This window comes from Wolbachia endosymbiont (group A) of Udea olivalis, assembly GCF_964028365.1.
Taxonomy (GTDB): Bacteria; Pseudomonadota; Alphaproteobacteria; order Rickettsiales; family Anaplasmataceae; genus Wolbachia; species Wolbachia pipientis.
This window is the reverse complement of record NZ_OZ034773.1, coordinates 155,338-177,916: the sequence shown is the minus strand read 5'-3', so window position 1 is coordinate 177,916 and position 22,579 is coordinate 155,338. Positions and strand designations below refer to the sequence as shown.

Sequence of the window (22,579 nt, the reverse complement as noted above, 5' to 3'; positions counted from 1 at the left end):
ATATAGTATTATGCTAGCATCTGCATAGAGCTATTTGGGAATAGGTGTGAACTTTGTCTTCTTTCAATATTTGCTATTCTTCTGTGGATATATGCTGCTTTATTTATCAAGACAAAGTATACCAATTGCTCTACCACTGTTAATAGATACTGACCATGTAAAATTAAGCTATTTTTTTGCCTGCTTTTCTTTTTTTTATGGAGTATCAAAATTTGTTAATGGAATAATCATGGACTCCAAAAATAATCCATTATTTATGTTTGGGCTATGCAATATTGCAACTGGATTATTAACCATTGGTATAACTTTATCATATAATAATCTAACTTTATTACTGTTAACATTAATATTATTAGCTTGGACACAAGGGTTAGGTTGGCCAGCTATTACCAAGTTTATGGTTACAAACTCTAGCATCTCTTCAATTGCATCATCATGGGGAGTTATGAGCGCATCTCAGCAACTTGGTTCTTGTATTACTTTAATTGTATTACCAAGTATAATTAAAATATATGATGCAAAAAGTGCATTTTTGTACTCTGGTCTCTTATGCTTACTTTTTGGAATTTATATAATATTAAAAGCATATTACAAAGAAAGTGCCAACTTTACTACCTATTATAAGGTGCAGAAATCTCAAATAGGTATCAAGGTAACAAGTTCCATATGGTTTCTATGTTGTGCTACTTTTTGTGCTTATATTATAAAAATGGGAATCTTCTTTTGGTTTCCTATAATTTTAAAGAATAAATTACAAATTTCTCTTGTACAATCCTCACTAATAACAGGCGTATATGATTTAGGTGGAATCCTTGGAACTTTAATAACAGGAAGAATTAGTGATATGTACTTCTTTCAAAATAGAAGCTTGCTGGCATCACTTTATATGTTGGGTATAGCACTCACTTTTATTGCAATGAACTTTGGTCAAAACATAATTCTTATGAACCTTGGTGCAATCTTATCAGGATTCTTTATATTTGGAGTGCAAGTACTGACAGGTGTTATAGCTGTAGAAATTGCTCCACAAAATAATGTATGTGCAATTGTAAGCTTAACAGGATTATTTGGGTATATTGCAAGTTCAATATTTTCATGCGTGCTCTTAGGAGTACTTGTTAAGCACTGTGGTAACAGTATTATGTTTTCATTTTTTTCCATTTGCTCTGTTGTTGCACTCGTTTGCTTTTCCATACTATCAAGCAAAGATCTAAAAAAACTAAGTAAAGCGGTGTAAAAAAAATTTCTCAACAGTTAAACTTTGTAGATAGATTTTTTACCCAAGGAATAAACATGGTAACCATATCTTAGTAATAGCTCGCTATCTAATAAATTACGGAAATCAAAAACATTAGGTGCAGCCATAATACTCTTTAAACTTGCAAAATCTTGATTTTTAAATTCTTTCCACTCCGTTAATAATAATAAGGCTTCCGCGTCTCTTGCAGCTCCTATAGCGCTGTCCGCGTACTCTATATCCTTTAGAACTTGCCTAGCATTATCCATCCCCATTGGATCATATGCAGTAATTTTAGCCTTGTTATTCACTAGCAATTTTGCAACGTCTATAGCTGGGCTATTTCTTACATCATCAGTACCAGACTTAAAAGTTAGCCCCCATATCGCTATTTTTTTATTTTGGACTCCATTTAATACATATTCTACCTTTTTAGCAATGTTTGTTATATGATTATAGTTAGATTCCTTAACTGAATTTAAAATTTGTAGCTTGACATTGTGATCTTCAGCAAGCCTTATTAAAGCTGACAAATCTTTAGGAAAACATGATCCTCCAAATCCTGGACCAGCTTTGAGAAATTCCTTACCTATTCTATGGTCCATTCCCATACTGTTAGCTAAAAGGTCAATGTCTGCTCCTAATAGCTCACATAAACCTGCCATCTCATTGATAAAAGCAACCTTTGTTGCTAGAAAAGCATTAGAAGCATATTTAATCATTTCAGCAGTAACTGTATCAGTGACTATTAACGGAATATTCTTATCTATAAATGATCTATATATAACTTCTAGTTTTGCCCTAGCTAGCTTAGTTTTTACTCCTATTATTATCCTATCTGGGTATAAAAAATCTGATACTGCAGAGCCTTGCTTGAGAAACTCTGGATTAACTCCCAAATCAAAGTTATAGCCCTTATTAGATAAATAATTATGTATATTTTCTGCAGTACCAGGAGGAATAGTTGACTTTATCACTATTAAGCAATCTTGATTAACCCTCTCAGAAACTTCACTTACTGCATTATATACATTCTTTAAATTTGCATTTCCTAGGGAGTCTGATGGAGTATCTACAGTTACAAATACTACTTCTGTATTGGGATTTATTTGAGAATACGAATCAAAAAATCTTATCCTTTGTGACTTTATATTATTCTCTAAATAATCTGCTAATCCAGGTTCATATAAGGGAATTTTCCCTGATTTCAAAAGTTCAATCTTCTCAGTATTTATGTCAATGCAATCAACTTTATGGCCCTGCTCCGATAACATTGTACCAGATACTAAGCCTACATACCCTACTCCTATAATAGTTATGTGCATTTTATTATCACCTTAAAAATATAGCTTAGCATCTAAAATAAATACCATTAACAATTATAAACTTTTGTTGTTACATTATTTTTCTTAATTGCCTTACCTTCCGAATAAGCTATAAATAAGGTTGATGGTATTAATATCAAAGTACCATATAAAGCACTTTTATCAGGTAATTCATTAAATATAACGTATGCTACTATTGCAGAAATTATTAGCTCTATGTATCTATAAGGTGCAAGTGCAGTAGCATCAGTAAGAGCAAAAGCTTTTAACATGAAGAACAGAATTAGGTTTGAACTTATTCCTAAAATCAGCAGTAATACTAACTCCAACAAGGAAGGCATATGCCAATAAAATAACAAAGGTGGAGTAGAAAAAATAGTTGTCGTTAGAGCTGAATAAAATAACATACTTATTACTGACTCTTTTATCACAAGTTTCTTATTAAGTATGTCTAATATAGCAAAGATTAACGCAGATACAATAAAAATAAGAATTTTAGGATTAAAGTCTTCACTATGAGCTTTGGTGGTAATAGCAATACCAACAAAACCAATAATAGTTACTATCCATCTTTGCCAAATTATATTTTCGTTTAGTAAAGGGATTGCAAGAAGTATAACAAATAATGGTATAGAAAAACTTATAATCGTTGCAGTTACTATGGGGAAAACAGTCAACCCGTAAGTCCATAAGGTCATTCCACAAAACAACAACCCACCCCTGGTTATTTGAGTAGATATTTGACTTGTTTTAAAAGTTTCTATTCCATAGTAAAACATAAAAGGTACAAGGGTAATAGTGGTAAACAGAAAGCGGAAAAAAATTATTTCAAAACTCTGAAGATGTAAACTTAGATATTTTGATATAGTATCATTAGCTACACTACTAAGTAAGCTAAGTATAAACCAGATAACCCCAAACAAATAAGCTCTCAATCTGTAATCCATAAAGCTTCTGATTTAATAGATACGATGTACTCATATAATTTTACTACAAAACTAATAATATAAAAGTTTTCTGATGTACGTCCCCAGAATGTGATCGTAAGGGTTCATTATAAATAATTCGGGAAATTTCGTCTCTTTAGACATATTAAGAGCTATGTAACGAACGTTTATATTTGTGAGTAATAGTAAGGCTCAAGGTAAGGAAAATGCTAGTGAGGTAAAGTAGAATAACGTTAATTTGATAATTTAAGCTCATTCCCTCTTGCTACATCTCTCTTTAATATCTCCTCTTTTGCAGCAGGTCTATAATTACTGCTTAAATTTAGGTGCACACTAATTTTTCGATTTATATATTATTCTAATGCTTGTATAATACCTTCATTGAATATTTGATTTTGAGGTAATTAGATGCCAAAAAGTAAAACTAAACGTGGAACGGAAGATTTGAAGGGTAATGCAGGCCCAAGCAAAAGATCTCGTCTCAGTTCTGATCCTAAAAAAAATAAAGAGATTATCTCTAGCAAAGTAATAAGTAAGCTGAAGGATGTTGTTAAAGGTGATAGAACTTCAGCTATTGAGGAATGGGTCAAGGCTCACCCTGTAACAGTAGAGGGTCTAACCGTTGAGCAATCGGACCTCTTATGTAATGCGTTTCGTGATGAATCTTGTTGGTCAGGTGCGACACTAGATGTTGCTAAATTGGTAGGAGAATTAGCTAAATCAGGTGTGTTGAATCCATTTGCTATATATAAAATAGCATGTATTGAGTGTGTAGAGAGTGAAATTAAGCAATTATTTGACAAGGCGTTAGAGTCTTTTAGATCTGACTTATCTCATAAAGGTGCATGTGAGGAAGATAGGAATTTAGCTTGCAGTGATAAGCTTGCAAGAGTTGAATTGTTAAGTTCCATGGGAAGACGTGATCCTGTTTTCAATTTCTGGATTGATCAAGAATCAGGTAACCTTAGAGAAAATATAGAAGCAGAAGATGGATTTAATAAGGCTGTAGATTTCAAGTGGAGTAAGGGAGTGGAACACTTCTATAATCGTCTGTGTTCTGAAGAAAAATTAGTGAAAGAAGAGAGAGAAAAATTGCTAGTTTCTGCTATTGCAAAATTATCTCCATTGCAATCTAGCTATAAACTTGCTTCTACCTTAAGTTCCCTTCTAGGTAAAGTCATAAGCGCAAAAGTAGATCATAAGTCACTACTTGGGCTACCGAATAAGAAAGATAGGGGTGTGATCTATCGTCCTCTTAGTTACTTAGTAGAGCACGGTTTTCTTTGCACAACTAAGTATGTTATCCAGTACTTGAGCGAGGGATGTTCAAGATCTGAAGTAGAGAAAATGCTTTCACCTAGAGGATATGCACATCTTCTCTCATCGCTTTCATTTGTTGTAGTTTCTAAAGATTATGACTTGGATAACAGGAATGAAGCAAGGTCAGCTATTAGCAGTCTTTGGGAATCTAGTGTATTTAACCAAAATAAAATAAATGTTGTCGATCCTTTTAAAGATAGGATTGCTTTTGTTGCAATGGAAAATGCAATTTCAAATTTGATTGTAGATCAGGAGAACAGCAAGGATACTCAAAGTGCTGGCGATGGTGAAAAAGTTGATTTGGTCTTGAGTATTTTAAAGTTTGCTAAAGATTGTTGTTCAGACAAAAGCTTTAAATCATTAAAAGAGAGGATAGCAAATAGTTTAGATAAAACAAGGAATTCTAAGATGATAGATGCAACTAGCTCCTGCAATTTAATAGAAGAGTTGTGTAAGTCAGCGAGAAATTTGAATTTATTCTCTGCTAGCACTGAAGGTCCTCAATCTACGTTAGTGGGTACTAATGTTAGTATTTCGCCTGCTGCAGTTGTTAACAAATAGGAGTATTTATGCATGGTAATAATGAAGATCGTGAATTAGTTAGGGCTTTATTAAGTGGAGGTTGTGATGAGTTTAGTAGACAATTTGTAGGTTTTTTAAACAACTGTCCATCTTTTTTGCATTCGGCTAATAAGCCTGGCTTTTTTCCTACATTCTTTTTTGGTATGTTTTCTACTGCACATGATGCAGGTATATTAGTTGAAGATGAAAGAGTCTATTTTCGTTTTGACAATTATGGAAATCTAAAAGTTGCTGTTCTCACTAATAAAGAAAATAGAAGAATAGTCAGGTGTTATACTGTTGCTGATAATGAGAACAGCCCTGGGTCAAGGTTTAGTGCAGAAGAGAAGCAGCAGGTAGAAGAGAATCTTCCACAAGAATTACAGGAAGATAAGGATCTGGATTGGGAAGAGTATAAAATATTTCGGTTTGGAGAAGAATGTAGGTTTATTCATGAAATAGATAGATTTCCTCAACGTGATGAACCTGGAGCTCCAATTTTTCATGAAATTAACCCAATCAGAGAACAAGGTGAATTGTTAGACCTGATGAGTGAGTTGGCAAATGATGATACAGGAGAAGTGCGTACTAATGTTAAAAGAATTTTGGAATATGTTATTGATATCCATGATGAACATGAAGATAGCTTAGTGTTTCGTGCAGAGTCTGATTACCACGGTTTTCTGTGTGGGTTTTTAGTAAATTTTAGATACCGAGCTGTGGCTGATTTCTACCCAGAGCTACTTATAGGAAAAGGTTATGCAGATGTTGTTTTGCTTGTTCGTGGTGTTGATCAGACAAATGATTCGGTTCCAATTATAATTGAGTTGAAGGTTGGTGATGAGGAAGGATTAGAGCAAGCTAAAGATTATGCTAAAAGTTGTTCTGTTTCGTCTTTGCCTATTCATACCTCATCACCAAGTGCTGTTTGTGTAGCGTTAAATTTTCAATTACGTGGAGGTGCTGGTCTCCGAACTTCTGTGCAGGCCTTTTCAGAAGGTGGTCTTTCCTTAATACCGGGTTTACTACATCCTCATGGAAATGGAGTTAGGGGAAATGTAAAACGTTTTTTACAACCCATAGCATCAGAGTTCACTCAATCGCCTCATTGTAACACTTTTTCCTGTACGTCATCGTTTGTTTTTGGAAATGTTTTATCTACAAGGAGGGACTTAGAAACAAATGATGGGCGGGAGGTAAGGGTTACCAAGTATCTATTTAACCACTCTCAGGGAGAGAAAATGAAACGTACAGGTGGTAGGGGAGATGCAGCAGATATTGTAAGCCATGCGTTAACTTTAGCTCTATTTTTATCAAATATTGGTTTTGTTGTGCTTCACATTTTTCGTCGTTTAAAGTGGCAGACTTTACCAGACAAAGCATTGAACCTGTCGTTACTGCCTCAAGCCACAGATGATGCTAAGGTGCGTCAAGTACTTTGTGAAGTAGATGTCCAGGGTCATCTGGAAGTGGCTTCTGCAAAGAAATTCGAATCACTACGTGCTTACTCACGTTCTCATAGTGAAGGTTATTTCGAGGGAAGGTTTTCAGAACAAATGGGTAATGTTAGGAATTTACATCAACTTGCAGATCAGTTGATGAGTGCTGAGCCTAATTTTGGTAATGATGGTAATGTTAATGGTGAGTACAGGGCTAGGTATGAAGTTTTATTTAATGAGATTTCTCGTCTGTTGTCTCCGTTATTAAATGGAAACCGTCTACTCGTGAACAATGAAGCTAAATTTCAGGCTTTGTTGCGTGGGATATTTCAAAGTTGCGATAATCCTGCCAAGGTAATTATTGAGTTCCAGCTACAGAGAGGAAGGAAAATAGACCTAGTATTATCAAAATCTGCGGAAAATGATGATACTCATCCAATTGGAATAGAGTTGAAGTATGCTAACACCGCAGAACAAGTTGAACGAAAAAGGGTGGAGGCAAATCGACAGTTAAGTGAATACGAATTTTGTGGAGGATGCAAGCGTATTACTGGGGGAGATGCGATGGTTTTGTTATACGCTATATTAAATGCTGTAGGACAAGAGCAGGATCTGATATTGATTGGTGGGCTTCGTAGAGCATCTGGGTTTTCTAGATGACTTGTAACTAATAAAAGTACCAAAGATAAGGTTGTTTATGGGTAAAATTATGCATTAAGCTAGAGTACGTTTGAGTAAGGTTGGAGAAAAAGCAAGGTCTTTGAGCAAGAAAATTTGATTTATGTTTTCTTAAGTTAAAGTTAACCTGATGAAGTTTGCATAATTTATTGTTGGAGTTTTTTTGTTCTATTTTTACTGTAAGTTCAATCTGCTCTATCTTTGGTCTTTTTTTCTTAGTTTTGCGGCAAGTCTAATATTTTTACTACTTAATGGAATAACTTGCAGAAAGTGGAGATATAATGCTAAGGCAGAGGAGCTCAGACAGTTATCTTAAACAATAAAGAAATACTAAAGGCAAAAGATACGCTTGCGTAGTTCGAAAGCTTTCTATAGGATAAGCCTCACCTGATTTACAAATAGAATTGTTATGTTAGATGTTTGCTATTTATTCTTAAGCTCATTTTAACAGCATTTTGCTTTTTTTAGTATGTAGGGGTTTTCTAGGAATTATCCTACTGAATTCTATGATATTATTTTTTGTAACATTGTTATACATTATAATGCACCCATTTGTCTAGACCATTTTTTTCAAAGTGATCCGATTTTTAAAATGAATATGTTGATAAATACGTCGACACACATTTAAAGTATTTATCAATATATTCATTTACTGTTTATGATAATAAAGATCAGCAGGAACTTTATAATGTAGAGTCTGATGTCGCCTTCTATAGTTATACCAAGAAACAAAATCATTTATTATAAGATTTAAATCTCTGATACTATTTGGTCTATAATAATATATAGCTTCTTGCTTTAAAGTTCTCCATAAGCGCTCAACAAATATATTGTCGAAGCAACGTCCTTTATGGTCCATACTGATTTTAATATTAGCACGCTCTAATTCCATAATAAAGTTGTAGCTAGTAAACTGCACCCCCTGATCACTATTAAAAATCTCAGGTTTACCTTGTTTTAGAGCTTCTTTGAGAGTATAAAGGCAAAATCCAGCATCGAGATATGGTGATAATGAATGAGCAATAATATAGCGACTATACAAGTCCATTATTGCCACAAAATAGATAAACTTACCTTCTACCATAATATATAGTAGCCCATACCTGATTAACTCTACAAATAATCAAATCTTTGAGTAAATAAGGATATATTTTATGCTTTTTTTCTTTAATACTTGTATTACATCTTTTTCTACAATACAGCCCACTAATCTTCATTTTTTTCATAATTCTTAAGATTTTTTTGTGATTGACTACTACTCCACTCGCTATGATCTCAGCAGTAATTTTACGATATCCATAACGGCAATCAGAAGCCAAATATACTTCTTGAATCAAATTTCACTTTCGTTATTAATTATAGGCCTATAATATAGGCTAGATCTGCAAATCCCCAGTAAATCAGCCTGTTTCCTAATTGACAGATCAGAATCTTTTTCTATAAATCTTACTCTATCTTTTTTGCTTATTTCAGTAATTTTTTTTTCAAATAACTATTTTCCACTGTCAATTCTCCTATTACTTTATGTAAACTTTCTATTTCTTGCGCTAAGATTCTTTGTTTTCTCGCACTTTCACTTTCTTCAACAAATAGGTCTTTTAACCTTGCCAATACTCTATCACGCCAATCATATAGATTTGTTGATGGTATTTTATATTCACTACATATCTCAGCTGTGCTTCTTTGATTTTTTATTGCTTCCAAAGCTATCTTTGCTTTTAACTCTGGTTCATATTTTTTTGTTGCCATACTTTTACCCCTTTACTTTCCTACTCGGATCAACCATTTTTTTTTGGTCTAGTTTATGGGGTGCATTATAGCACAGCCACCTTGACCAAAAAATCATCCCCCTATCGCGTTCTTATCATTATGCCTTATACGCTGTATTACACCTTCAGATATAGTCATTGCTAACCTCCAACATCCTTGCTAATAAACCCTCGCTAAAACTGCCGAAAAGACTTTATAAGTTAATATTCTAAATCTCAATATTTTATGGTGCAGGTTTTTATTTTTAAAACATTATACTTTGTGTAGGGTATAACTACACGCATCAAAGTGAAAGAAAAGCAAAATGATGAAGAAAATGAAAGTTTAAGTTTTCTTCAACGACTCAAGGAGAGAATTTATGCTTTAAAGCCTGTATTAGCAAGAGCCTTAATCACTAAATGAACAATGTCACGCAGAGTTTCATCCTCAATTTTTCTATATTCCCTCACTAGCCTTGATATTTCTTCGCTGCCTACATCGCTATGGAAGGCCTTATCATGTAAGTCTTCAGAGGCTTTGGTAAAAAAATACGACATATCAACCGATAGTACTTCTGCTAATTTATATAACCTATCAACTACAAGCCTAATCTCTCCGCTTTCATATCCTTGTACATGCTGAAATGAAATTTCAAGCTTTTTTCCTAAGTCTCTTTGACTAAAACCACACATTAGCCTTCTTTTCCTTATTCTTTCACCTATTTGTTTATCGATAGGATGTTGTATAGTCATTTTACGTATCAGGTAATATTAACTATGTATTATCACTTTGAGAAAAAGATTTTACCAATATATAAACTGCACTACGTAACCTTTTGCTCTTAATTTCGTTATATCCTTTGACTAACTTTAGTATTTCTTCATCATAAGCTTCATGTGAGTCAGTGTGCATATCAGTAAAAAAGTTAGCAACATCTATCGATAGTGCTTTTGCTAAATCATATAATCTACTGGCCAAAACACAATTTGAACCATTTTCGTACTTTTGTATCTGTCTATACGAAACACCTATTCTCTTTCCCAATTCGGTCTGTGTCAAAGCACGATCTAACCTAAGTTGTTTTATTTTTTTACCTAATTGCACTTTTCACCTCTTATTCAAATTTACAACAAATTTTATGAAGTGGAAAAAAAGCTAGCAAAGTAATTGCTTTAATAATTTCTGCCTCTCGCTAATTAAATCGTTTGGCCTTACGTATTTTTTCTCAATTTCCCTCATCTCTTTTTCTCGTTCTGCAATGCTATTTCGTATTACTTCAGCCGAGTATCTGCTTTTGCCACTTGCAAACTCTGATCTTAATCTTCTAACCTTGTATTCGAGCTCAGCAAATCTTTCGTGTTGCTCAAGAAGTTCTATCATATGACTAATTTCAGAGTTTAGCTTTTTTTCCTCAACATCTCTTACAATAAAAGAAAGTAGAAGCTTATCTATTTGGTAATCAATATTTGGTTGAGCAGCAAATAGATCAATTATGGCTTTTACGTCAGTAGGATTTGTAACTAGTAAGTTAAAATTACTACATAAAAAACTATAGAACTTTATCGTCTTCTCAAGATAATTTTTCATATCTTGTGATAATTGCAATTCTTTGTGAATTCCTGACAGCAATATTTTCAATTCTTCCAAGTATTTCGTGTCAAAATTACTTACTTCTGTAGGTGAAAGGATCATTAGCAGCTTTTTTACAAGCTCAACATCATTTAACTTTACTGCATTATAAAGAGCTTTTTCTTTATCTTCTTTTAAATCATAAAGCTCTGATGAGTTATCTATGCTGAATAGATATTCAGTATTTCCTTGAGGAGAGTAGATTAAAATGTCCACTTCTCTTAGCGGGTGATCATCATTAAACTTTTCTAGTAACTGCTTATCGGTAGTTTCCTCTATTGCTACAACTGCTTTGCTTACCTCTTTCAACTTTGCAATATCATCTCTTGAGTTTTCAAGTATATCTTTAGCCTTGTCTAGCAGCTGCTCATATAGAACTATTTTTTCTTCATCATCAAGTAGCTGACAATGCTTTTTCAGCTTTTCAGTAGAGTAAGATAGGATATCCATTTTTTTCAATTTTACGATTACGATACCCCATTTTTGTTGAAACTGAAATAATTTTTATAGGATGTGTTTTTCTAGTGTAGATGCCCGCAAAACTTGTTATTATAATATACAGTAAATCAATAAGTCGTATAATATTAACAATTAAATAATATTTATCACGATATGATTGAATGTTAATAAGATTAAGTGAGGGTTACAATGAAAAAAATAAATGGTAAAAAATTGTCTAGTAAAATGTTAAAAGCGGTAGAGCGAATAGCAAAAGAAGGGTTATTACCTAATTTTATAAAAGCTGCTCCAACAGCGAATAAAAAGATTAGTAAATTACCTGTCTTAACATATCCTGAGGAGCTCAATCCATTTCGATCAGCTTTATGCAAGATAAGGCTAAGTGAATATGAAAATGTGAAATTAAATGAATTCTTGGAAAAAGCTATTGCAGCTGAAAATCTAGACAAATTAAGTAAAATCGTCGATGAAGCTTTGGATTTAGGAATAAGAGTAAACGCTCGCAACGAAGATGGCTTTAGCTTCACTAACGTTACAATGTTTAAGATGTATCGTGATGAATTCAAAGAAAATAAACAAGAAGATATAATCAGAAAGTTAGCCTTACATGGAGCAGATTTTAATGTACAAGTTGATAAGAAAATAGCTGAAATGTATCAAAAAGTGCAAAAAGAAATTGAGCCACAAATATATAGTAGGCTCAAGAAACTTAGGGAAGTTGGAGAAGACGCTACTATAGAAGGAACTGTTGAAGATGTAGAAATCGATAATAAGACCTTCTATATTGAATTTTCACATAGCTGCATAGTTGATGTTGCCAAAGTTGTAGAAGGTGCAAAAAATTTGGGCTTAAGTAAAGGAGACTTAAACCTTGGCGGTAGTATCATAAAAATAGGTGATGGTGAAGTTGAGGTCAAAACTGGGAAAGACGGTAAAAGAAATTACGTAGATATATCCGATAACAGCGCTTTTACAGTAACACTTTGCACTAGCCTAGGAGAGCTAAATTTAATGGTATATCATGACACAGAAGACTATCATCAAGTACAAGTTGAGGTAGAAGATGAAGAAATGTGGAACGAGTTGCAAGAAATAGGAGAAATCGTAGGAAAGGGTTGTTTATTTGGTGGAATGTCTGTTAAAGAAGTAGTGGAAAAAGGCAGCTTTACTAGATGTGGAAGGTGGGGCGACCAAAATTCTAAAAGTAGTGAGACCTTTTCTTGGGTGAGCAAATTAAAAGATACCAAAACGACATCTGTAGGACGTTCTTGATTGGTGGCTATGTTTTTACATAGCCATAATTATTGCAAAGTAAAGTAGTTCTTGAAATTTAATCAAAATTACCATAAAAAATTTACCTTAACTAGCATTGCTTGTAGAAGTGGATTGAAGATATATTCAGGCAATATTATTTATTGGCAAGCGCTTTTATCACTGAATGCACAATATCACGCAACGTTTCATCCTTAATTTTCCTGTATTCCCTCACTAGCCTTGATATTTCTTCACTACCCACATCGCTACAAAAGGCCTTATCGTGTAAGTCTTCAGAAGCTTTGGTAAAAAAATATGACATATCAACGGACAAAGCTTCTGCCAAATTATACAATCTATCAATTACAAGCCTTACCTCTCCAGTTTCATATCCTTGTATATGCTGAAATGAAATTCCGAGCTTTTTTCCTAAGTCTCTTTGGCTAAAACCGCATATTAACCTTCTCTTCCTTATTCTTTCACCTATTTGTTTATCAATAGGATGTTGTTCATCTTGTACAATCATTTATTAATATATTAACTGAGGTATTGAAGCAATACTAACTCTCATTGTAACTTTGAGAAAAAGATTTTACCAATATATAAACTACGCTACGTAACCTTTTGCTTTTAATTTCATTATATCCTTTGACTAATTTTAGTATTTCTTCATCATAAGTTTCATGTGAGTCGACATGCACATCAGTAAAAAAATCAGCCACATTAATCGATAGTGCTTTTGCTAAGTCGTATAGCCTACTGGCCAAAATTTGGTTTGAACTATTTTCGTACCTTTGTATTTGTCTATACGAAACGCCTATTTTCTTTCCCAACTCAGTTTGTGTTAAACCACAGTATAATCTAAGTTCTTTTATTTTTTTGCCTAATTCCACCTTTCATTACTAATTTTAGCTGCTCAAGCTTATATTGAATTTTTTAATTTATGAAGTAGAAAAAAAGAAGGAAAGTTGGAGAACTTTCCTTCCGGTCTACAGATTACAATAAACCACTATCATAAAAACTAAAGTGGCTCTTCTGTGTTACGATTATGTGATCTATTAATTTCATTCCTACATTTTCGCAGGTTGCAGCTAATGTAAGTGTGTTATCCTCATCCTCCTTTGATGGTTCTGTATCTCCACTTGGATGATTATGTGAAATTGCAATAGATGATGCATCGATCAGTAATCCCTATTTGATTATTTCTCTCACATATAGAGGTACTCTGTCTATAGTTCCACAGTCTTGAATATACTCGTATATCAAATGACCACTTCGATCTAAGTATATTACTCGCAAGCTTTCCTTTCGTGACTGCCCTATTGCTGTTTTAAAGTATTTTAGTAGCTCTTCTCTGTTATCAAGAATCGACAGCTTTTTTAACTTACCTTTCAGTATCCTATCGAAAATCTCTTTCAGACAAAAGATACTTGCTATTGCTCCATCATTCATTCCTGTAACATTTTTTAGCTCATGAAAGTCAGCGTTAATTACCCTTCCTAAACTACTAAAGAGCTCTATTAGCTTTTTGGCCACTTCTCTTCCTTCTTCACATTCAGATAGAGTACGTTCCAGTAGCTCATGGTCAAGTAAAGACCTGCCTCTACTTGATAAAATGCGAGTTTCCAATTTTTCTTTTCTCTCACTATTATTCATAAAAACCTCCAAGGTCAACATTATATACAAATTCAACGCCAACTTTCTGACGCAGTAGTTCTCGAGGAATAACCCTTTTGAACTCTAAATTTGCAATGTTGTCCTTGTTGCTTTCTTGTTATAAATACCAGAATAATAAGCTAATGATATTCCCTATCTTTTTTATCTTTAATCCATCATAGCTAGCGATGCAACAAAGCCCACTGGGATCCAGGAATTTTATTAAGTTGGCGAGCATAAAAATAGCTGTTTTATGTAAAAATACAACGTTTTAATGATTATGAAAAAGCTGGATTCCAGTGTCAAGCACTGGAATGACACCATTCTTTTTTCTGGATCCCAGTGTCGGCTACTTGGATGACATCATTTATTGTAAGGACTTACCTCACATTTACTCTATGATTATCTTTTTAGATCACCTTGTCTACCTATTTTGCCACTCTGCTGAACGGATACAATTTATTGCTATTTTTGTTTACAATAATAATATTGAGCTATAGAATTAGATCTAAAGGGGCAATTAGCTCAGCTGGTAGAGCATCTCGTTTACACCGAGGAGGTCGGCAGTTCAAGTCTGTCATTGCCCATTTGCTTAACTGAATGTTAGTATTATTAATTACTTCAATTAAAGTATAGAAAATGCAGGATAATATAGTACCAATCTCAATAGTAAAAGAGCTGGAAGATTCTTATCTTTCCTACGCAATGAGCGTTATCATAAGCCGGGCTATACCTGACGTGCGGGATGGATTTAAACCTGTTCACAGGCGCATATTATATGCAATGTCAAGAGCTGGATTCGATGCCGGTAAGCCATATAAAAAGGCAGCTCGTATAGTTGGGGATGTAATGGGGAAATATCACCCACATGGTGATGCAGCTATTTACGATTCCTTGGTTAGAATGGCCCAAGATTTCTCTCTTCTTTTACCACTTGTTGATGGGCAAGGTAACTTTGGTTCGATAGATGGAGATCCACCAGCTTCAATGCGATACACAGAAGCAAGACTTCAAAAAGTGTCGCACTTTTTACTGAATGATATTGATGAAGATACAGTTAATTTTAGGCCAAACTACGATGGAAATGAAACAGAACCAGTTGTGCTGCCTGCAGAGTTTCCGAATCTATTGGTAAACGGTGCAAGTGGTGTTGCAGTTGGTATGGCAACCAATATTCCTTCTCATAATCTTGGAGAAATAATAGATGCTTGTATATTATATGTAAATAATCCTGAAGTTACTTTGGATGAGTTACTTGAAGTGATGCCAGGGCCGGATTTTCCAACTGGGGGAACAATTCTTGGAAGGTCTGGAATAAGATCAGCATTTGCAACTGGTCGTGGATCAATTGTTGTGCAAGGCAAGACTCATATAGAAGATCTGCCACAAGATAGGCAAGCAATAGTGATTGATGAAATACCTTACCAGGTAAATAAAGTAAAATTAATTGAGAAGATAGGTGAGCTTGTAAAAGAAAAAAGAATTGATGGTATAACAGAAATTAGGGATGAGTCCGATAAGTCTGGTATTAGAGTAGTAATTGACCTCAAAAGAAATGCTGAAGCAAGTTTTATACTTAATCAAATATTGGGGCTAACTCCACTAAGAAGTAGTTTTAGTGTTAACACTTTAGTGCTCAATAACAACAGGCCTGCTTTGATGTCATTGAAAGAAATCATAGAGGCCTTTATTGATTTTAGAAAAGAAGTGTTAATCAGGAGAACAGAATTTCGTCTAAGAAAAACGAGAGAAAAAGCTCATATATATATAGGGCTCTACATTGCGGTCCTCAGCATAGATGAAGTGATAAAAATCATCCGCGGTGCAAAAGATCCTGCGGAAGCAAGTAGAGAACTTTTAAATAAAGAATGGAAAACTTCGAATGAAATCAACACTATTATCGAGTTGATTTCAGATAGCGCAAGTTTTTTGAAAGATGGAGTGTATAGATTAACTGAGCTACAAATTAAAGCTATCCTTGATATGAAACTGCAGCGTTTAACAGGCCTTGAAAAAGACAAATTAGAAGCTGAGCTAAGTTCAATGATCAACCTGATAAAAGAATATATCGCTTTTCTTGGCTCAGGAGAGAAGTTGATGAAAGAAATAAAAAACAATCTACAAGAAATAAAGAACAGATTTGCTGTGCCGCGAAAAACTTCAATAGAAGAGTCAGAAGCGGACATTGAAGCTGAAGATCTAATTCCACAAGAGGATATGGTGATAACCGTAACTATGAATGGTTATATCAAGCGTGTAAAACTTTCTCACTACAGAACTCAGCGTCGTGGTGGAAAAGGAAAGCTAGGACAGGGATTAAAAGAAGAGGATGTAATCACAGAATTATTTGTTGGAAATACCCATACTAGCTTTTTATTCTTTTCTAACATTGGTCGAGTTTATAGATTAAAAGTTTATAAGTTACCTCTTGCAGAGCCAACCGCACGTGGAAGAGCACTTGTTAACATATTTCCGCTTAGCGATGGTGAAACTATAACTAATATCATGCCATTGCCAAGTGAAAATGACGAAAATCAAAACATAGTTTTTGCTACTGCCTATGGAAACATAAGGCGTAACTCCTTAGCGGACTTTCACTATATTCCAAGCAATGGAAAAATAGCAATAAAGCTCGATGAAGGAGACAAATTAGTATCGGTTAAGGTATGTAATGAAATTGACCATGTTTTACTTTCAACAACGCTTGGAAAAAGTATCAGATTTGTTGTAAGTGATGTGCGTCAATTTAAGAGTCGCAATTCAGATGGCGTAAGAGGTATCAAACTTGTAAAGAATGACAGCGTGATATCCATGACCATATTAAATGGGATAGGTGTAGCAACAGAAACAAAAGAACTTTACTTAAAAGTTCCACTTGCAAAAAGACTGGGGACTGCAATTAATAACTCCATTGATTCTAAATTGGAAAAGACTTTGAATGATTTAGGAATAGATAACGAATTATTCTTAAAACTTGCAGTGAATGAGGAGTTTATATTAACTATTACTGAAAATGGCTTTGGTAAAAGAACTTCTGCGTATGAATATAGAGTAACTAACAGGGGTGGTGTTGGTATCACCAATATTCTTACTACTAGCAGAAACGGTAATGTTGTTGCTAGTTTTCCAGTTGAGCAGGGTGATAATATAATGCTTATTACAGATAAAGGAAAGTTAATTCGCATTTCGGTCAATGAGATTAGAATTGCAGGACGCAGCACTCAAGGAGTCACTCTGTTTAAAACAGAAAGTAGAGAAAAAGTGGTGTCAGTAGCGAAAATTGAAGATCCTGATTCCACTGAAGATAGTATTTTTGAAGTTGAAAACTCTATCTCTTCTCAACCGTAGTACAGGTTAAACAAAAAGCGCAAGTTTTTGTTGATTAATACGCAGTATTTAAATTAAAATATATACTTATGGCTAAGTAAAGATCAATGGACAAAAATTTAACTAAAAATAAAAAACCACTGGCAAACAAAGAGGATAAAAAAACACCTCCTGTTAAAGACCTTACTAAAAATAAGAGTAGGAGAGATTTTATAACATTAACTACATGCGCTATGGCAGGTATAGGAGCTGCAAGCGGACTTTGGCCACTGGTTAAATCTATGAATCCTTCTGCTGAAGTTCTAGCAACTTCCACAGTGGAGGTGAATTTGTCTGGAATTCAGGAAGGACACGGAGTAAAAGTAAAGTGGCAAGGTAAACCAGTATTCATTCGTAGACGCACAAAGCAAGAAATTGAGGCTGCAAGAGCTGTGAATGTGAAGAGCTTGAGGGATCCTCAATTAGATGAGCAGAGAGTATACGAAGGAAAAGACGAATGGTTAATTATGCTTGGAATATGTACACATCTTGGGTGTGTACCGGTTGACCACGCTACAAGAGATGGTAATGGTTGGTTCTGTCCTTGCCACGGTTCATATTATGATACATCAGGCCGAGTGATTGGGGGTCCTGCACCGAAAAATATGGCTGTACCTGATTATTTTTTTCCCAGTGAGAATGTTGTGGTAATTGGCAAGAAGGCTTAACGGAACTCGTTAAAAAAAACTCACAGGATCAACATCTATTATCACTGCAATACTCGAATTCAAGTTACAATTTTTAATCCAATATTTCAGCTTTTTTTGTATAGATAAACTGTGTTTATTGTGTATTTTTAATAATACCCTATGCCGATACTTATTATTTAAAAAATTTATTGCTGCTGGTGATGGGCCAAGAATTTCAAATTCCTTTTTGTCTACACCTACATTTTTTTCCTGGATACAAGTAGTTAAGCTACTTGGATAACAAAGAAGAGATTTTACTATTTCATTCGCTGCTTTTTGTGTTGCAATCTGATTCTTACCACAAATTATAAGCGCTATTAATCTGCTAAATGGTGGCATTTTGGCTTCGCGTCTTGACTTAAGTTCGATTTCATAAAATGAGTCTCTTTTTTGATGCAGCAATGCTTTTATTATTGAACTTTCAGGATTATTAGTTTGCACTATTACCATTCCTTTTTCATTAAACCTTCCTGATCTGCCTGCAACTTGGTGCAATAATTGATACGTCTTTTCCGCTGCTCTTAAATCAGAATTTTCGAGGCTCAAATCTGCATTTATTACTCCAACCAAAGTTAATTTGGGAAAATTGTGCCCCTTAGCAATTATCTGTGTGCCGATTATAATGTTCACCTCTTCCTTTAACACTAAATCAATGATGTTACTAACCGACTTCTGATCGCTGCTTATCATCGCAGTTTTTGCGTTTGGTATTAATTTCACCATTTCTTCAAGTAACCTTTCAATTCCTATGCCGTAGAGGGACAATGGCTGTTCACTTTGGCAATTAGAGCATTTTTTTGGAAGTTTCAATTGATAAGAGCAGTGGTGGCACAAAAGAGCATTTTTTTTCTTGTGATATGTAAGCCAAACAGCACAATTTAAGCAGGAAATTTTATATCCACACTTTTTACAAATTGCCAGTTGTGCATACCCTCTGCGGTTTAGAAAAAGCATAACCTGCTGTTTTTTCTCTATGGTTTGTTTGATGCTTTCAAAAAGCTCAGAGGAGATCCATTGCTTGTTGTTCCTCATATCTACTACTTTAATGAGTGGCAATTCTGCACCACCAAATCGCTTAGTTAGCTTTACATGATTGTAATTCCCGTTTTTAACATGATGAATCGTTTCAAGCAGTGGAGTAGCTGATGATAAAATAATCGGAATATTTTCAAATTTGGCTAAGATTATCGCCATATCTCGAGCATTATATATAATTCCCTGTTCTTGTTTAAAAGATGAGTCGTGCTCTTCATCAACGATAATCAATTTTAGGTTTTTATAAGGCAAAAAAAGCGCTGACCGTGCACCAATAATTATCTGCGCATTTCCATTTGCTATATTGAGCCAATTATTCCGGCGAGTTTTTGGAGTGAGCCCTGAGTGCCATTCAACTAAGTTTTTTGATATCTGACCGCGAACACGATTTACCAATTGTGAAGTTAAAACAATTTCAGGTAGGAGGATTAAAATTTGTGTATTACCTTCTCCTGATGTCATTTCAACATATTCTGGTGTCATACTAGTACGTGGCAAAGACGGTATGCTAAATGTTACAGTGGGTTTTGCCTTGAGTATAAAGGTGTCATTCCAGTGCTTGACACTGGAATCCAGGAATTTTGATTGTAAATTAGGTATTGGTTTTAAGTTAAAATAAACATTTGTAATGAGGTTATATGAAAAACTGGATCCCAGTGTCAGGCTACTCGGATAACACCCTCTTGGTAGACCCAAATCACAATGTTCGTACAGTTGTGTCTCTGGGCACTGGGATGGTAAAGTCTGAGCAGCATTTGGAACGGCAGTGTAATTCTTAATCAATTGTGCAATCACAGAGAGATAAACTTCGGTTTTTCCAGATCCTGTCTCACCGTCAAGCAAAGTCACTGAATACTCGTTCAAATTGCTTATTATTTTATCACTAGCTATCTGCTGTTCAGGGCTTAATTGGCAACTTATTTCACTTGTTTCCTGCTTTTGTTCAACACAAACCAATTTATCTATGTGATTTACTTTTAACACTCCTCCCATTATCACTTTGGCAAGCATACCAATAGGTATTAAATTGTATTGTGCAACCCACTCTGCAAATGCAATCAATTTTGGTCTAATATTTGGTAAATCGATTTTTTGCTCAATAAATTTTAATTCTCGGTTACTTTTATCACTGTATTTCCAAACTATTCCGATTAAGCGTTTTTTGCCAAATGGCACCACTACGTAATCTCCAAGTAAAATCTCAGTATTTTCCTCAATTGCATATGAAAATAACTGATCAATTGGAAGTGATAGTAATACGTCAACTGTTTTTGCCATAGTGATTGAGTTTAACATTGTTTTAAAGAGCTTGTAACTTTATTAAGCCTGGCAATATAGATGAATCGGTACAGAGAAAATCTTAACGTTTAACACATTTTTCATAGTACAGACCGTATGATTGATAAATAAAATGATTTATAGAATTTGTGGAGGCTACCAATGGTCAACGACAAGATTACTTTGAACTTTGAAATAGAAAAAGGCAAACCTATAGATCGATACTACTTTTCTGCACATATAAAGCTTACAGATGAAAGCAAAAATCTTTTGCGGGAGAAGCTTGGCAGTACAATTCAATTCGATAATCTAGATGATCACTTCAATCTTAACCATGAGAATTTTTATATCTACTACAACAAATATAGTGAGCACAATGGTAGAAGTGAGCTACACGTTAGGGATGATAACGGTAAATATTTAACCTCCAATCTTCCACTTAATTACTATGGATTCTCAATGGAACTATCACCTGACGGAGCGTCAATTGCAGATTATGGTTTTTATCCTCTGTATGCAATCTATAACCCAAATCACTATAATAAAGCAAAGGAAAAAGTATTTGATGATCACGGTGAATTGTCACCAATTGCATCAAATGTGTTAGATAATTTTTTAAGCAACACAAATAGCTTAACCACACAAGATATATTACAAAATGTATTCTCACAACTGCAGAAGAAAGCTGATGAAGAAGCAGAAAGATTGGCAAGAGAAAGAGAAGCAGAAAGACAAAGGGAGGAAGAGTTAAATGAAAAGAACGAGGAGTTAAAAGAACTTGTAGAAAAGGATGAGATTAAAATATTCAAAGTGGTAAAAGGTAATGATTTAGGTAATGGGCATTCAGCAGTAGTTTTACAACTTGATGGGGAAGAAGGTGACAAGATACCTCTCGACTCTAGTAAATACTACATAGCAGAGTATAGACACCACCCAGAATGGGAAGGCGATGAATATTTAAATTTTGTTAGCCCTGATAGTGATATGCTGGTTAATTATGAAAACTTATTTTTTGTGCTCAATCAAAGCTCCTACTCAGACTTTGAAAGTGGGTTTTATTCAGAAAACAGAACCGATCCCCATAATTATGCTAAATATTCAAAGGAACCATATTTGAGTGGTGACCAGCTATCTGAAAAATTATCTAATGAATTGGAGGAAGATAGCAATCAGATAGGTACTGAATTTACAATTGATGATGAGCAAGTAGACGAAGAAGTTGTGGTAGAGAGTGAAGCCAAGTCTGGGGAGAAAGGAACGGTTGGTGAGGATAACGCAAAAAATACTATACAGGAAGAAGAATCTAACTATATAGATCAAATGCAAGCGGATGATAGCAGCAGTTATAAACCAGCTTTGCAAAGCAATCGTGATGATTATGCTGATACGAAAAAAGCTCTGCAGGAAAAATTGCATGGAGATGAAATACACAAGCAAAGTAATGAGAAAGCTCAAAAAGATATAGAAGTAAAAAAAGTAACTGTGGAAACTGACAGTAGCAGTAATAAGACTGAAAAACAAACAAAACCAACAGAAGATGAACAAGAAACTGTTATGGCAAGTGTGATAGAAAATATGGATAAAAATTCTGATATTGAAGCAGAAACTTCTAACAGTGTTGCAAATTCACAACATCCCTTAAAAATAAAGACAGGAAGTCCTCTTGAAGTGGGAAAGTATAAGGTGGAGCTGCAAGTGACATATGATGATGTAAAGAATTTTTATGATACCGTACGTGGTAAATATCATGCTGGCGATGGATATAACTACGAACAAGTAATGGTTTTATATAATGAAATTGTTAGGCCCGCTCACAATCATCATTACGAGCTGTTTACTCTTGATGAAGCACATGTTGCTAATGATCACCTGTTTATCAAGGGTCAGGATTTTGGAACTCTAAATGATTTTAATGAGATGTTCTATAAAAGTGATGAGTTAATGTGATGTAAAAAGC

Annotated in this window: 15 protein-coding genes, 1 tRNA gene and 2 pseudogenes; 8 read left to right on the top strand and 10 right to left on the bottom strand. The window is 34.4% G+C overall.

All coding sequences use genetic code 11. The features are described 5' to 3' along the window. The first annotated feature begins 91 nt into the window (after window positions 1-91). Window positions 92-1,237, top strand: a complete 1,146-nt coding sequence (locus ABWU32_RS00855) for an MFS transporter (RefSeq protein WP_264686281.1) — start codon at window positions 92-94, stop codon at window positions 1,235-1,237. 17 nt (window positions 1,238-1,254) lie between these two features. Here ABWU32_RS00855 and ABWU32_RS00850 read toward each other — a convergent pair whose 3' ends face one another. Next, window positions 1,255-2,562 (bottom strand): UDP-glucose dehydrogenase family protein, encoded by a 1,308-nt coding sequence (locus ABWU32_RS00850; RefSeq protein ID WP_353278694.1) that lies wholly within the window; start codon window positions 2,560-2,562, stop codon window positions 1,255-1,257. 47 nt (window positions 2,563-2,609) lie between these two features. Beyond that, the gene (locus ABWU32_RS00845; protein ID WP_264687304.1) at window positions 2,610-3,509 is read right to left on the bottom strand and encodes a DMT family transporter; all 900 of its coding nucleotides are present in this window, start codon (window positions 3,507-3,509) and stop codon (window positions 2,610-2,612) included. Between the two features lie 408 nt (window positions 3,510-3,917). On the opposite strand from ABWU32_RS00845, the gene ABWU32_RS00840 reads away from it, so the two are divergent. Both ABWU32_RS00840 and ABWU32_RS00835 read left to right on the top strand, forming a co-directional pair. Beyond that, the gene (locus ABWU32_RS00840) at window positions 3,918-5,390 is read left to right on the top strand and encodes a hypothetical protein (RefSeq protein WP_077188281.1); all 1,473 of its coding nucleotides are present in this window, start codon (window positions 3,918-3,920) and stop codon (window positions 5,388-5,390) included. Between the two features lie 8 nt (window positions 5,391-5,398). Further along, window positions 5,399-7,489 (top strand): PD-(D/E)XK nuclease domain-containing protein, encoded by a 2,091-nt coding sequence (locus ABWU32_RS00835; protein ID WP_226079617.1) that lies wholly within the window; start codon window positions 5,399-5,401, stop codon window positions 7,487-7,489. A 667-nt stretch (window positions 7,490-8,156) separates the two neighbouring features. Here ABWU32_RS00835 and ABWU32_RS00830 read toward each other — a convergent pair. The 4 genes and pseudogenes from ABWU32_RS00830 to ABWU32_RS00815 all read right to left on the bottom strand — a co-directional run bounded on the left by ABWU32_RS00830 (window position 8,157) and on the right by ABWU32_RS00815 (window position 11,335). Beyond that, window positions 8,157-9,256, bottom strand: a pseudogene (locus tag ABWU32_RS00830) (IS3 family transposase). 377 nt (window positions 9,257-9,633) lie between these two features. After that, on the bottom strand, window positions 9,634-10,008 hold the full coding sequence (locus ABWU32_RS00825; RefSeq protein ID WP_007549999.1) for a helix-turn-helix domain-containing protein: 375 nt from the start codon (window positions 10,006-10,008) through the stop codon (window positions 9,634-9,636). 22 nt (window positions 10,009-10,030) lie between these two features. Continuing rightward, window positions 10,031-10,360 carry a helix-turn-helix domain-containing protein gene (locus tag ABWU32_RS00820; RefSeq protein WP_007549995.1) on the bottom strand — a complete coding sequence of 110 codons (330 nt, stop codon included), beginning with the start codon at window positions 10,358-10,360 and terminating at the stop codon, window positions 10,031-10,033. Window positions 10,361-10,411: 51 nt separating this feature from the next. Then, window positions 10,412-11,335, bottom strand: a complete 924-nt coding sequence (locus tag ABWU32_RS00815) for a hypothetical protein (RefSeq protein ID WP_012673225.1) — start codon at window positions 11,333-11,335, stop codon at window positions 10,412-10,414. 198 nt (window positions 11,336-11,533) lie between these two features. Here ABWU32_RS00815 and ABWU32_RS00810 point away from each other — a divergent pair, with 198 nt between their 5' ends. Then, complete coding sequence (locus tag ABWU32_RS00810; RefSeq protein ID WP_012673224.1) at window positions 11,534-12,616, top strand: hypothetical protein; 1,083 nt, start codon at window positions 11,534-11,536, stop codon at window positions 12,614-12,616. A 136-nt stretch (window positions 12,617-12,752) separates the two neighbouring features. Here ABWU32_RS00810 and ABWU32_RS00805 read toward each other — a convergent pair whose 3' ends face one another. The 3 genes and pseudogenes from ABWU32_RS00805 to ABWU32_RS00795 form a co-directional block, all read right to left on the bottom strand. Then, complete coding sequence (locus ABWU32_RS00805; protein ID WP_041582616.1) at window positions 12,753-13,124, bottom strand: helix-turn-helix domain-containing protein; 372 nt, start codon at window positions 13,122-13,124, stop codon at window positions 12,753-12,755. Between the two features lie 34 nt (window positions 13,125-13,158). After that, the gene (locus ABWU32_RS00800) at window positions 13,159-13,491 is read right to left on the bottom strand and encodes a helix-turn-helix domain-containing protein (protein ID WP_041582615.1); all 333 of its coding nucleotides are present in this window, start codon (window positions 13,489-13,491) and stop codon (window positions 13,159-13,161) included. A 103-nt stretch (window positions 13,492-13,594) separates the two neighbouring features. Beyond that, window positions 13,595-14,050, bottom strand: a pseudogene (locus ABWU32_RS00795) (JAB domain-containing protein). Window positions 14,051-14,768: 718 nt separating this feature from the next. Here ABWU32_RS00795 and ABWU32_RS00790 point away from each other — a divergent pair. From ABWU32_RS00790 to petA, 3 genes are all read left to right on the top strand, one after another. Next, a tRNA-Val gene (locus ABWU32_RS00790) sits at window positions 14,769-14,841 on the top strand. 52 nt (window positions 14,842-14,893) lie between these two features. Further along, window positions 14,894-17,602 carry a DNA gyrase subunit A gene (gene gyrA / locus ABWU32_RS00785; RefSeq protein WP_264723558.1) on the top strand — a complete coding sequence of 903 codons (2,709 nt, stop codon included), beginning with the start codon at window positions 14,894-14,896 and terminating at the stop codon, window positions 17,600-17,602. Between the two features lie 86 nt (window positions 17,603-17,688). Next, on the top strand, window positions 17,689-18,288 hold the full coding sequence (gene petA / locus ABWU32_RS00780; protein ID WP_015589439.1) for a ubiquinol-cytochrome c reductase iron-sulfur subunit: 600 nt from the start codon (window positions 17,689-17,691) through the stop codon (window positions 18,286-18,288). A gap of 9 nt (window positions 18,289-18,297) precedes the next feature. Here the strand turns inward: petA and priA are convergent, their stop codons facing one another. Continuing rightward, window positions 18,298-20,640, bottom strand: coding sequence for a primosomal protein N' (gene priA / locus ABWU32_RS00775; protein ID WP_353278690.1), 2,343 nt, complete (start codon window positions 20,638-20,640; stop codon window positions 18,298-18,300). 144 nt (window positions 20,641-20,784) lie between these two features. Between priA and ABWU32_RS00770 the strand changes: the two genes are divergently transcribed. Continuing rightward, window positions 20,785-22,569 (top strand): hypothetical protein, encoded by a 1,785-nt coding sequence (locus tag ABWU32_RS00770; RefSeq protein ID WP_265027910.1) that lies wholly within the window; start codon window positions 20,785-20,787, stop codon window positions 22,567-22,569. Window positions 22,570-22,579: the final 10 nt, after the last annotated feature.

What these genes read in the sequence shown, in the direction of transcription:
- ABWU32_RS00835 (WP_226079617.1), top strand. Translation starts at nt 5,399, where the DNA reads ATGCATGGTAATAATGAAGATCGTGAATTAGTTAGGGCTTTATTAAGT.
- ABWU32_RS00855 (WP_264686281.1), top strand. Translation starts at nt 92, where the DNA reads ATGCTGCTTTATTTATCAAGACAAAGTATACCAATTGCTCTACCACTG.
- ABWU32_RS00810 (WP_012673224.1), top strand. Translation starts at nt 11,534, where the DNA reads ATGAAAAAAATAAATGGTAAAAAATTGTCTAGTAAAATGTTAAAAGCG.
- ABWU32_RS00840 (WP_077188281.1), top strand. Translation starts at nt 3,918, where the DNA reads ATGCCAAAAAGTAAAACTAAACGTGGAACGGAAGATTTGAAGGGTAAT.
- gyrA (WP_264723558.1), top strand. Translation starts at nt 14,894, where the DNA reads ATGCAGGATAATATAGTACCAATCTCAATAGTAAAAGAGCTGGAAGAT.
- ABWU32_RS00825 (WP_007549999.1), bottom strand. Translation starts at nt 10,008, where the DNA reads ATGACTATACAACATCCTATCGATAAACAAATAGGTGAAAGAATAAGG.
- ABWU32_RS00815 (WP_012673225.1), bottom strand. Translation starts at nt 11,335, where the DNA reads ATGGATATCCTATCTTACTCTACTGAAAAGCTGAAAAAGCATTGTCAG.
- ABWU32_RS00770 (WP_265027910.1), top strand. Translation starts at nt 20,785, where the DNA reads ATGGTCAACGACAAGATTACTTTGAACTTTGAAATAGAAAAAGGCAAA.
- ABWU32_RS00850 (WP_353278694.1), bottom strand. Translation starts at nt 2,562, where the DNA reads ATGCACATAACTATTATAGGAGTAGGGTATGTAGGCTTAGTATCTGGT.
- priA (WP_353278690.1), bottom strand. Translation starts at nt 20,640, where the DNA reads ATGTTAAACTCAATCACTATGGCAAAAACAGTTGACGTATTACTATCA.
- ABWU32_RS00805 (WP_041582616.1), bottom strand. Translation starts at nt 13,124, where the DNA reads ATGATTGTACAAGATGAACAACATCCTATTGATAAACAAATAGGTGAA.
- petA (WP_015589439.1), top strand. Translation starts at nt 17,689, where the DNA reads ATGGACAAAAATTTAACTAAAAATAAAAAACCACTGGCAAACAAAGAG.
- ABWU32_RS00845 (WP_264687304.1), bottom strand. Translation starts at nt 3,509, where the DNA reads ATGGATTACAGATTGAGAGCTTATTTGTTTGGGGTTATCTGGTTTATA.